Origin of the sequence: Syntrophorhabdus sp., assembly GCA_012719415.1 — a bacterium.
Classification (GTDB): Bacteria; Desulfobacterota; Syntrophorhabdia; order Syntrophorhabdales; family Syntrophorhabdaceae; genus Delta-02.
Genome location: JAAYAK010000068.1, coordinates 21,817 through 33,678 on the forward strand (window position 1 = coordinate 21,817; position 11,862 = coordinate 33,678).

Genomic DNA, 11,862 nt, shown 5'->3' on the forward strand with positions numbered 1-11,862 from the left:
GGGTTGGTCAGAGGAATATCGGCCTGGTATTATATATGTTTAGAGACGCAATGACACGTTTACAGGGAGGGGATGATGACTGTTCGTGAACTTGCCGAGGCGCTCGGGCTTGAGGTGCTGACGGGACAGACGAACCTCATGAGGCCGGTGAGGTCGGGGTACACCTCCGACCTGCTCTCCGACGTCATCGCGAACATTGGCGACGACGCGGTGTGGATCACCATTCAGCGGCACGTGAACATTCTGGGGGTGGCAAAACTCAAGGACGTGTCCGCCATCATCATCCCGCGGAAGCTGGGATTGGAAGAGTCGTTCCTGGAAAAGGCAAGACAGGAGGGCATAGCCATTCTCCGGGGGGCTCCTTCGGCGTTCGAGCTTTCTGCTCTCGTGTATGAACACTTGAAGAGGGGTTAGAGAGGGCTTGGCGGAATTTGCCTGTGACCTTCATATACACTCGACATTGTCGCCCTGCGGCAGCCTTGACATGTCGCCCCGGGTCATTGTCGAGAAGGCGCGGGAGGCGGGGCTCGATATTATAGCAGTTACGGACCATAACATGGCGGAGAACACACCTTACGTCAAGGAAGCGGGAGACCGCAGCGGACTCGTGGTCCTGGCAGGCATGGAACTGCAGACCAGGGAGGAGATACACGTCATCGCCATCTTCGACGACTATGACACGGCACACGCTCTCCAACGCATGGTCTATGATCTTTTGCCGCCGGTGGCCAACGATGTCGAGTTCTGGGGTGACCAGGTGGTCGTGGACGGGGAGGATAACATAATCCGCAGCGAGGAGAGGCTTCTCATAAGCTCGGCAGGGATCTCCATAGAGGATGCCGTCTCCTGGGTAAAGTCGCACGGGGGCCTGGCGATAGCCTCCCATATCGACAGTCCGACGTTCAGCATCATAAGCCAGCTTGGCTTCATACCGGCGGACATCCCCTTCGACGCCCTGGAGATACGTGATCTGGAAAAGGCCGGGAGCTTCATACCCTTCATCATGAAGAAGGACATTCCCTTCGTGACGTTCTCCGATGCCCATTACCCGGGGGACATAGGCAGGAGAAGAACGAACCTGACGCTCGATGTGCCTGATTGCGCGAACATAGAAGGCGCCCTGAGGTCCATGGGAGAAAGGATGCTCCCGGGACGGGCACGGCAGTTGTGAATATGCGGAAGTCGGCATTATGATGGAGGATATCTCATCCCATATCATGGATATAGCGATGAATTCAGTTTCGGCAGGGGCGCAGCGCATCCGTGTCGCCGTGGAAAAGGACCCGCGGACGGCAATGCTGAGCCTCACGATAACCGATGACGGGGTCGGGATGGACCAGGAGACGCTGCAAAAGGTGCAGGACCCCTTCTTTTCAACGAAAACGGGAAGGAAGGTGGGGCTCGGCATACCCCTTCTGAAGGGGACGGCAGAGACGACGGGCGGCAGTTTCGAAATGACGAGCGCGAAGGGAGCGGGAACGACGATACGGGCGACCTTCGACTGTCGTCACCCTGATCTGCCCCCGCTGGGGAAGATACGGGACACCTTTCTCGTTCTTGTCGTGAGCCATCCCGAGGTCGATTTCGATCTTCGCTATTCAGTGGATGGCAGGTCCTTCGAGCTCGACACGGAGGAACTGAAAAGGGAACTGGACGGTGTCCCGGTGAACCACCCGGAAGTCATCAGTTTCCTTGGCAAATATCTTGACGAACATCTGTGATTTTATATAGATTGTTATCATCATAAGGAGGCCGAGAGATGAATCTTGAAGAGCTGAAGAAAATAAGGGAAAAGGCGCAAAAGGATGTGGAGCTGCGGCAGAAGCAGGCACGGGTGCGGATCGTCGTTGGGATGGGGACGAGCGGCATAGCCGCCGGCGCGCGTGACGTGCTCAAAACATTCGTTGAAGAGGTGGGGAAGCGCAACCTTTCCGACGTGGTCGTGACGCAGACGGGCGAGAAGGGCCTTGCCTCGCAGGAGCCGATGGTGGAGGTCTTCGAGGAGGACAAACCCGTCGTCGTGTACGGGAACATGGATTCGGAGAAGGCAAAAAGGGTGGTGGTGGAGCACGTGGTCAACGGGCACCCCGTTTCGGAATTTGCCATTTAGGCAACCAAAAAGGAGGCTGGCTTGGACAGGGAAGCTATTCTCAAGAAATTTGAACCAAACCTCAGCAACATACTTTACATCATGCACGATCTCCAGGATAACAACCCGGAGAGGTATCTCGCCAAGGAAGACATCGAGGTCTGTGCGGACTATCTCAACGTCCCGTACAGTTACGTGCACAGCGTTGCAAGCTTCTACACGATGTTCAGCCTCAAACCCCGGGGCAGGAACATCATACGCCTCTGCGAGTCCCCTCCGTGCCATCTCATGGGGGCGCACTCGCTTCTCGAATACCTCAAGGGTTCACTGAAGGTCGACGTGGGGGGGACAACCAAGGACGGAATATTCACGCTGGAACTGACGAGCTGCCTCGGCGCCTGTGGTGTGGCACCAGCCATGATGCTTAACGAAGAGATGTTCGGCAATCTCACACCGGAGAAGGTCGATGCCATCCTTGACAAGAGGAGAAAAGAGATATGAACCTCGTAAGAAACCACGTATTGATCAGTATCGATGCAGGGACGATCATGGCGGGCGCCCGTGCCGTCGAGAAGGCACTGGTGGAGGAGATCAACAAGCAGGGTCTTTCCGGCGAGATAGCGGTACTGGAGACTGGCAGCATAGGGGCGACGGGTCAGGGGGTTGTCATCGTTGTCTATCCCGAAGGTGTTTACTATGCGAATGTGACACCCGCGGACGCGGCCGAACTTGTCGAGGAGCACCTGCTGAAGGGAAGGCCCGTCAAAAGGCTCATAATGACGGAGATGCCCAAACAGCACGTCATCAAGAAGGAAAAGACAGGCCTGCTCAGGGAGCAGCCGCGGATCGTGCTGCGCAACAGCGGTGTCATCAACCCGGAGAACATTGACGAATACATCGCCGAGGGCGGATATGAGGCCCTCGAAAGGGCCTTTACCGAACTCAAGCCTGCCGGGGTCATCAAAGAGGTCAAGGACTCGGGGCTCATGGGCAGGGGTGGTGCGGCCTTTACGACGGCCATGAAATGGGAATTTGCCTCGAGGGCACCGGGCGATGTGAAATACATCATATGCAACGCCGACGAGGGCGAGCCGGGAACGTTCAAGGACAGGCTCATCCTCGAAGGAGATCCCCACAAGCTCATCGAGGGCATGATACTCGCGGGATATGCCGTGGGCGCGACGAAGGGCTTTGTCTACATCCGCGGCGAGTACGCCCTTTCCATCGAGCGGTTGGAAAAGGCCATCACCCAGGCACGGCTCTACGGGCTTCTTGGCGACGACATACTCGAGAGCGGCTTCAGTTTTGACATTTCGGTCATGAAGGGCGCGGGTGCCTACGTCTGTGGTGAAGAGACGGCGCTTATCGAGTCCCTGGAAGGGAAGAGGGGTCATCCCCGCAACAAGCCTCCCTACCCCGTGACGGAGGGCCTCTGGGCCAAACCGACCGTTGTGAACAACGTGGAGACGCTGGCGAACGTGCCGGAGATCGTCCGCAACGGAGCCGCCTGGTACCGCGGTTACGGCACGGACAAGTGCCCGGGGACGAAGGTCTACACCATAATCGGCAACGTGGCGACGCCGGGGCTCATCGAAGCGGAGATGGGCACCACCCTGCGCGACATCATCTATGAATACGCCGGCGGCATCAAGGACGGCAAGAAATTCAAAGGCGCTCTCGTCGGCGGAGCCGCGGGTGCCTTCATGGGGCCCGAGATGCTCGACGCGAAGATGGACTTCGTGAACCTCAAGGAATACGCGGCCGTGCTGGGCTCGGGCGCCATTCTCGTCATGGACGAGGATGCCGACATCGTGGGGATGCTCCAGAGCGTCCTCCACTTCTTCAGGCATGAGTCCTGCGGCCATTGCGTGCCCTGCCGCCTCGGCACGAACCAGCTCGCCGAGATAGTCGACCGCATAGCGGAAGGGAAGGGGAAGGCCGAGGACGTGGACAAGCTCGTCTCCATATCGGAGGTGATGCGCGACACGTCGTTCTGCCCACTGGGCCAGTCGCCGGTCCTGCCCATAACGAGTTCCCTGAGATTCTTCAAGGACGAGGTATACAGCAGGGTGCAGTGAGCCCGATCTGGTCCGGGCGGTCACATCAAGGAGAGATAGCATGAGCATGGTACAACTGACCATAAACAATATACCCGTGGAGGTGCCGGAAGGCACGACCATCCTGTGGGCGGCGAAGAAAGCGGGATTCACGATCCCCACGCTTTGCCATCATCCCGATCTTACGCCGGGAGGGCAGTGCGGGATCTGTGTTGTCGAGATAGAGGGCATACCGGGCCTGAAAAGGTCCTGCATGACCCCCGCGGCCGATGGTTTCAAGGTGAAGACCCACACGCCCCGGGTCATGGCCACACGCAGGCAGCTCGTCGAACTTATTCTGTCCAACCACGATACCGATTGCCTGACGTGCGTGAAGAACAACAACTGCGAGCTCCAGCAGCTTGCCGCCACGGTCGGCATCAATACCCTCGATTATGCGAACGCCGAGCGGGAGAAGCTTCCCATAGACCGTTCCAGCGTCGCCATTGTCCGGGACCCCAACAAGTGCATACTCTGCGGACGTTGCATAGAGGTCTGCAGCAGGGTTCAGACGGTGAATGCCCTCGCCATCAATCACAGGGGTTTCGACACGGTCATCACGACGGCCTTCGACGCCGGTCTCGGGAACAGCGTCTGCATCAATTGCGGACAGTGCGTCGTTCATTGCCCCGTCGGGGCCCTCTACGAGAAGAGCGCCGTCGATGAGGTGTGGGACGCTATCCACGACCCCGACAAGTTTGTCGTCGTCCAGGAGGCACCCGCGGTGAGGGTGCAGCTCGGCGAGGAGTTCGGGATGCCGACGGGCTCGCTGGTCAGCGGGAAGATGCACGCGGCCTTGAGGAGGCTTGGTTTCGACGCGGTGCTGGAAACGAACTTCACCGCCGACCTTACCATTATGGAGGAAGGGACGGAGCTTATAGGCCGGCTGACCTCGGGGAAGAACCTGCCTCTTATCACCTCCTGCAGTCCGGGATGGATAAAGTTCATGGAGACCTTCTTCCATGACATGATCCCCCATATGTCCACGGCCAAATCCCCGCAGCAGATGTTCGGCACCCTCGCGAAGACATACTACGCCGAGGCAAAAGGTATAGACCCGGCGAAGATAGTCTCTGTTTCCATCATGCCCTGCACCGCGAAGAAGTTCGAGTGCTTGAGGCCCGAGATGACATCGAGCGGCTATCAGGACGTCGATTACGTCCTTACGACGAGGGAACTGGGCAGGATGATGCGCGAGGCCGGCCTCGACATAAAGGAAATGCCCGATGAGCCCGCCGACGACATCCTCGGCGATTACACCGGTGCGGCCACCATCTTCGGCGCCACAGGCGGGGTCATGGAAGCCGCGGTGCGGAGCGCTTACCGTCTCGTAACCGGACGGGAGCTTGAGGATGTGGAGATAAAACCCGTCAGGGGCCTCAAGGGAATAAAAGAGGCGGAGATCGACATCGACGGGACAAAGGTCAAGGTTGCCGTGGCCCACAGCTGCGGCCAGGCGCGGGCGCTTCTTGACAAGGTGAGGGACCAGATCGCGAAGGACGGAAAGTCCGAATACCAGTTCATCGAGGTCATGGCCTGCCCCGGTGGATGCGTTGGCGGCGGCGGCCAGTCCTGGGGCAGCAACATCGCGAAACGTGCCCGCAGGGGAGAGGCCCTTTACGAAGAGGACCGCAGTCTGCCACTGAGGCGTTCCCACGAGAACCCCTCCGTTCAGGCGGTGTACGAAAAATATCTCGAGAAACCAAATTCGGAGAAGGCCCACAAACTTCTCCACACTCATTATTATAAAAGGAGTACCGTGGACGGCAAGATACTGCCGAACCAGTAGGTTTGATCGCCAGGTAACTCTGAGGGAGGGATGAAGATGTCAGAAAAGCAATGCCATTGTGCCGAGGTTCAGGAGGAAGAACTCTATCCCCGGCTCGAAGAAGTCATCATGGAACATAAGGGGAAGGGAGAAGACCTCATCATGGTGCTGCACAAGGCGCAGAACCTGTTTGGTTATCTTCCGAGAAGGGCCCAGGAGATGGTCGCGGAAGGCCTCAATGTTTCGCTCAACGAGGTGTACGGCGTCATCACCTTCTACAACTTCTTCTCGACCGTGCCCCAGGGACGCAACAGTGTGAAGGTCTGTCTCGGCACGGCATGCTACGTGAGAGGTTCACAGGAGGTTCTCGACAAGGCCCAGAAGGAACTCGGTATCAAGGTGGGCGGCACGACGGAAGACCGGCGGTACTCCCTCGACGTTGTCCGTTGCATAGGCGCGTGCGGCCTCGCGCCGGCGATGCTGGTCAATGAGGACGTCTACGGGCGGGTCAAGCCACCGCACCTCATGGATGTGCTTGAAAAGTACGAGTAAGGAGGAAGGATAAACATGGAGGTATCTCGCGCTCACATATTGATTTGTGCTGGGGCTGCATGCGTCTCGTCCGGTTGCCGTCAGATCAGGGATGCGGTTGTCAACAAGATCATCGAACAGGGTCTGCAGAATGAGATCAAGGTCATTGAGACGGGTTGCATCGGCTCCTGCGACCTGGGTCCTCTGGCGCTTGTTTACCCGGAAGGGGTTCTCTATCAGAAGCTCACGCCTGCGGACGCCGAAGAAATAGTAACGGAACATCTTCTCAAGGGCAGGATAGTCGAGCGCCTTCTTTACAAGGAGGCGGTAACTGCAAAGACCATCCCCTCGATGAAGGAGATCGATTTCTTCAAGAACCAGGTCAAGATCGTCCTGAGGAACTGCGGTGTCATCAACCCGATGAACATCGAAGAGTATATTGCCCGCGACGGCTATCTGGCCCTCGGCAAGGCATTGACATCGATGACCCGCGAAGAGGTCATCGACGAGGTCCTCAAGTCGGGCCTCCGCGGCCGCGGTGGCGGCGGTTTTCCCACGGGGATCAAGTGGAAGTTCGCCTTTCAGTCCCCCGGCGATGTGAAGTACGTCGTCTGCAACGCCGACGAAGGCGACCCGGGCGCGTTCATGGACCGCAGCGTTCTTGAAGGCGATCCGCACAGCGTCATAGAGGCGATGGCAATAGCCGCGTACGCGATCGGCGCCCAGCAGGGATACGTCTATGCCAGGGCCGAGTATCCCCTTGCCATCGAGCGGCTTAACTGGGCCATCGGGCAGGCGAGGGAATACAAGTTCCTCGGAAAGAACATCCTCGAGACGGGCTTCAATTTCGACCTCGAGATCCGCATCGGCGCGGGCGCCTTCGTCTGTGGCGAGGAAACGGCCCTCATGATCTCCATCGAGGGCAAACGCGGTGAGCCGAGACCGAGACCTCCCTTCCCCGTGGTCAAGGGTCTTTTCAATGCCCCGACGCTCCTCAACAATGTTGAGACATACGCCAATATCCCCGCCATCATCAACAACGGAGCCGCCTGGTATGCCCAGTATGGCACGGAAAAGAGCAAGGGTACGAAGGTCTTTGCCCTCGCCGGCGCCGTTAACAACACGGGCCTTGTCGAAGTGCCCATGGGCACGCCGCTGGGGGACATCGTCTTCAATATCGGCGGCGGCATCAAGGGGGGCAAGAAATACAAAGCCGCGCAGCTCGGTGGTCCTTCCGGCGGCTGTATCCCCATCGATCACCTCAACGTTCCCGTCGATTATGAATCCGTTGCGGAGCTCGGCGCCATCGTCGGGTCGGGCGGTCTCATCGTCGCCGACGAGGACACATGCATGGTCGACTTTGCCCGGTTCTTCCTCGATTTCATCCAGCATGAGTCGTGCGGAAAGTGCCCACCCTGCCGCATAGGCACGAAGCGTATGCTCGAGATCCTAAGGCGCATCACGCACGGCGAGGGAAAGCCGGAGGATATCGACAACCTCGTTGAACTCGCGACGCGCATCAAGGATTCGGCCCTGTGCGGCCTCGGCCAGACGGCGCCGAACCCCATTCTCTCAACGCTCCAGTACTTCAAACACGAGTACATGGAACATATCGAGGACAAGCATTGCCGGGCGGGTGTCTGCAGCGCCCTCTTTGACGCCCCCTGCCAGAACGCCTGTCCCGCGGACCAGAATGCGTGGGGATACGTGACCCTCATCAGCGAAGGCCGGATGAAAGAGGCCATTGCCGTCATCAAGGAATCGAATCCCTTCCCGGCGACACTGGGCCGGGTCTGTGTCCATCCCTGCGAGGCGAAATGCCGCAGGGCCCAGATAGACGCTCCCATCTCGATCTGCTCCCTGAAGCGGTACGCGGCGGATGTGGACATGAAGTCCCACCCCCGCTACCAACCTCTGGCGGAGGAACCGAAGGGCAAAAAGGTCGCCGTCATCGGCGCCGGCCCGGCCGGGCTTGCGGGAGCCTATTTCCTCGCCCTCAAGGGGTACGGCGTGACGGTCTTCGAGGCGCTCCCCGTGGCGGGCGGCATGCTCGCCGTGGGCATCCCCGACTATCGTCTGCCCAGGGAGATACTGGAGAACGAGATAAGGTCCATCACCGACCTCGGCGTGGAGATCAAGTACAACATGGCCTTCGGCAAGGACATCACCGCGGAGAAGCTGTTCGGTGATGGATACAGTGCCATCCTTGTTGCCACAGGTGCCCACAAGGGACAGAGGCTTGGCATCCCCGGCGAGGAAACACCGGGAGTGCTTGACGGCGTGACATTCCTGCGTGACGTCAATCTCGGAAAAACGGTCAAGGTCGAGGGTAAGGTCGCCGTCATCGGCGGCGGCAACGTGGCCATCGACGCGGCACGGGCTGCCCTGCGGCTCGGGGCCAGCGATGTCTCCATACTCTACCGGCGCGAGCGGTCGGACATGCCGGCGTACGTTGAGGAGATCGACGAGGCAGAGAAAGAGGGCATCGCCATCAACACCCTCACGGCCCCTTTGAGCATAGTGGCGAAGGGCGGCAAGGCCGCGGGAGTGGGGTGCTCCCGGATGAGCCTCGGGAAGTTCGACAAGGGCGGCAGGCGCACACCACAGGCCATACCCGGTTCCGATTTCGTGTTCGACGCCGACATGGTCATAGCCGCCATAGGCCAGACGCCCGATCTTTCGTGGATGAACGGGGATGGTATCAAGGCCGGCAAGGCCGGCACCGTTGAAGTGAATATGAAGACCCTTGCCACGGGCGCTGACGGCATCTTTGCCGCCGGCGACAATGTCAGGGGACCCGCCACGGTCGTCGAGGCCGTCGGCGACGGCAAGACGGCTGCCATGGCCATTGATGAATATCTCGGTGGCGACGGAAAGGCGCCAAACGCCTTCCGTGATGAGCTCGTCAACATGGTCGTCTCCTATGACGAGACGATGTACCAGAAGGAACTGGGCAGGGCGGTGATGCCGCATCTGCCTGTATCGAAACGGGACCGCAATTTCAACGAGGTTGTTCTCGGTTACGACGAAAGGACCGCAGTCGAAGAGGCCAAGAGATGCCTTCACTGCTACGTCAGGCAGACCGAGTAGATGTGGGTAACTGACCCAAGGGAGCAGACCGCTATGATGATAAACATTACCATTGACGGCCGACCCGTCGAAGTGGAAGAAGGGACATCGATACTCAACGCCGCAGCAATGGCAAATGTCCACATACCGACCCTGTGCTACCTGCCCGAGGTCCAGGCGATAGGCGCCTGCAGGGTTTGCCTTGTCGAGGTGGAGGGCAACAAGACCCTCCAGGCGGCGTGCGTCGCGCCCGTGGCCAACGGGCAGGTCATTCACACGAATACGGAGAGGGTCCGCAAGGCAAGGCGCTTCTCGGTGGAGATGCTTCTCTCGAACCACCCCTTTGAGTGCTTAAGCTGCGCGAAGAACCTTCACTGCGATCTTCAGTCGCTTGCGTACGACCTCGGTATCAGGGAGATCCGTTTCACCGGGGAGAAGAGCGGCGGCCGGATCGATGAATCATCCCCGTCGATACGGCGGGACCAGAACAAGTGCATCCTCTGCAGGCGCTGTGTGACGGTCTGCCAGGAGATACAGTCAGTAACGGCCCTTTACATGCAGGGCAGGGGCTTCGAAACACGCGTGGAGCCTGCCTTTGACCGCGACATCAACGACGTGGCCTGCACGAACTGCGGCCAGTGTTCGCTCGTTTGCCCCGTTGGGGCCATAACGGAGAAGGAATACATAGACGACGTCTGGGCGGCCCTTAATGACCCGACCAAGTTTGTCGTCGTCCAGGACGCTCCCGCGGTCAGGGCGGCGCTGGGCGAGGAGTTCGGGTATCCCCCGGGTACCCTGGTGACGGGCAAGATGCTCGCCGCGGCCCGGAGGCTCGGCTTCGACCGCGTCTTTGACACGAACTTCGCCGCCGACCTCACCATTCTGGAGGAAGGGACGGAGCTCCTGACGCGGGTGAAGAAGGGCGGCGTCCTGCCGATGATAACAAGCTGCAGCCCGGGCTGGATAAAATTCATCGAGCATTTCTACCCCGAGCTCCTGGATCACCTCTCGACCTGCAAGTCGCCACACATGATGCTCGGCGCCCTGGCGAAGACATATTTCGCTCAGAAGGCCGGAATCGATCCGAATAGCATAGTTGTTGTTTCTGTCATGCCCTGCACGGCAAAGAAATTCGAGTGCAATAGGCCCGAGATGTATGACAGCGGTTACAAGGACGTCGATTACGTCCTGACGACCAGGGAGTTCGCGAAGATGATCAAGCAGGCCGGCATCGACTTCCAGGGTCTGCCCGATGAAAGTTACGACGACCCCCTGGGAGAATACACCGGAGCCGCCACGATCTTCGGGGCAACGGGTGGTGTCATGGAAGCAGCCCTTCGAACGGCCTATGAGGTGGCAACGGGAAAGACCCTCGAAAACGTGGAGTTCACGGGTGTGCGGGGTCTTGACGGCATCAAGGAGGCATCAGTCCCCGTTGACGGCATAGGAGATGTGCGGGTTGCTGTGGCCCACGGGTTGGGCAACGCCCGCAGGCTCCTTGAAAAGATCAAGACCGGGGAGGCGGATTATCACTTTATCGAGGTCATGGCGTGCCCCGGCGGATGCGTCGGGGGCGGCGGCCAGCCCATCCCCGTCAACAACGAGATCAGGTCGCTCAGGGCCCAGGCTCTGTACAACGAGGATTGCGCCCTGACCTACAGGAAGTCCCACGACAACCCCTCGATAAAGAAGATATACGAGGAGTACCTGGGGCAGCCGCTGGGAGAGAGGTCGCACCATCTCCTCCACACGCATTACACGCCGCGAAGCAAATTCTAGAGAGGAAGAGCGGAACCATTATGCATCCCCGCCCGGAATGAGGGCGGGGATGCCTTTTTCTTGCGAAAGCCTTCGGTTCATTGGCGCACGGACCTTTTGCCGGACCAGAGAACGGTGCATTTTGAAGTTGCATCTGAGCGGGAATTGAGGGAGAATGAGGCAACCTTCATCGAGATGCAGTTAACCGCATCGTCCCCGTCGGTCGTTGAAGTCAAAGACATGAACGTGATCCTGAAAATAGTCCCCGTTGTGCTCATATTCCTCCTGGGATATGCGCTGAAACGTCTGAACATACTCAAGAAGGAAGACGGCGACCTCTTTCTCAAGGTGGTCTATTACATAGCGTTACCCGCCCTGGTAATAATATCCATAGCGGACATCGAACTCCGCCTGAACTTTGTGCTTCTGCCGGTCAGCGGCGCTCTTGTCGTATTGACGACAACGGGGGTCTCGTTCCTTTTAGGTAAAGCCCTCCGGCTTCCCCGGGCGACCCTGGGCACTTTCATTGTCGGCTCGACGATCATGAACAT

11 protein-coding genes are annotated in these 11,862 nt (G+C 58.9%); all 11 read left to right on the forward strand.

The genetic code is table 11. The features are described from left to right. Positions 1-72: 72 nt before the first annotated feature. Positions 73-414: a hypothetical protein gene (locus GXX82_04130; protein NLT22215.1), complete on the forward strand. Its 342-nt coding sequence runs from the start codon at positions 73-75 to the stop codon at positions 412-414. Positions 415-421: 7 nt separating this feature from the next. Further along, positions 422-1,171 (forward strand): PHP domain-containing protein, encoded by a 750-nt coding sequence (locus GXX82_04135; GenBank protein NLT22216.1) that lies wholly within the window; start codon positions 422-424, stop codon positions 1,169-1,171. A 22-nt stretch (positions 1,172-1,193) separates the two neighbouring features. Continuing rightward, the gene (locus tag GXX82_04140) at positions 1,194-1,721 is read left to right on the forward strand and encodes an ATP-binding protein (GenBank protein ID NLT22217.1); all 528 of its coding nucleotides are present in this window, start codon (positions 1,194-1,196) and stop codon (positions 1,719-1,721) included. A 38-nt stretch (positions 1,722-1,759) separates the two neighbouring features. Further along, entirely contained in the window at positions 1,760-2,110 is a 351-nt protein-coding gene (locus GXX82_04145) for a (2Fe-2S) ferredoxin domain-containing protein (GenBank protein NLT22218.1), read from the forward strand. 21 nt (positions 2,111-2,131) lie between these two features. Continuing rightward, positions 2,132-2,590, forward strand: a complete 459-nt coding sequence (locus GXX82_04150; protein ID NLT22219.1) for an NAD(P)H-dependent oxidoreductase subunit E — start codon at positions 2,132-2,134, stop codon at positions 2,588-2,590. After that, positions 2,587-4,167, forward strand: coding sequence for an NADH-quinone oxidoreductase subunit NuoF (gene nuoF, locus GXX82_04155; GenBank protein NLT22220.1), 1,581 nt, complete (start codon positions 2,587-2,589; stop codon positions 4,165-4,167). Before GXX82_04150 ends, nuoF begins: the two co-directional genes overlap by 4 nt. 46 nt (positions 4,168-4,213) lie before the next feature. Further along, positions 4,214-5,974 carry a 2Fe-2S iron-sulfur cluster binding domain-containing protein gene (locus tag GXX82_04160; GenBank protein NLT22221.1) on the forward strand — a complete coding sequence of 587 codons (1,761 nt, stop codon included), beginning with the start codon at positions 4,214-4,216 and terminating at the stop codon, positions 5,972-5,974. Positions 5,975-6,010: 36 nt separating this feature from the next. After that, positions 6,011-6,505 (forward strand): NAD(P)H-dependent oxidoreductase subunit E, encoded by a 495-nt coding sequence (locus tag GXX82_04165; GenBank protein ID NLT22222.1) that lies wholly within the window; start codon positions 6,011-6,013, stop codon positions 6,503-6,505. 15 nt (positions 6,506-6,520) lie between these two features. Next, positions 6,521-9,574: an FAD-dependent oxidoreductase gene (locus tag GXX82_04170; GenBank protein ID NLT22223.1), complete on the forward strand. Its 3,054-nt coding sequence runs from the start codon at positions 6,521-6,523 to the stop codon at positions 9,572-9,574. 36 nt (positions 9,575-9,610) lie between these two features. After that, entirely contained in the window at positions 9,611-11,332 is a 1,722-nt protein-coding gene (locus GXX82_04175; GenBank protein ID NLT22224.1) for a 2Fe-2S iron-sulfur cluster binding domain-containing protein, read from the forward strand. Between the two features lie 114 nt (positions 11,333-11,446). Continuing rightward, positions 11,447-11,862, forward strand: a 416-nt coding sequence (locus GXX82_04180; GenBank protein ID NLT22225.1) for a hypothetical protein, incomplete at its 3' end; no start/stop codon positions are given.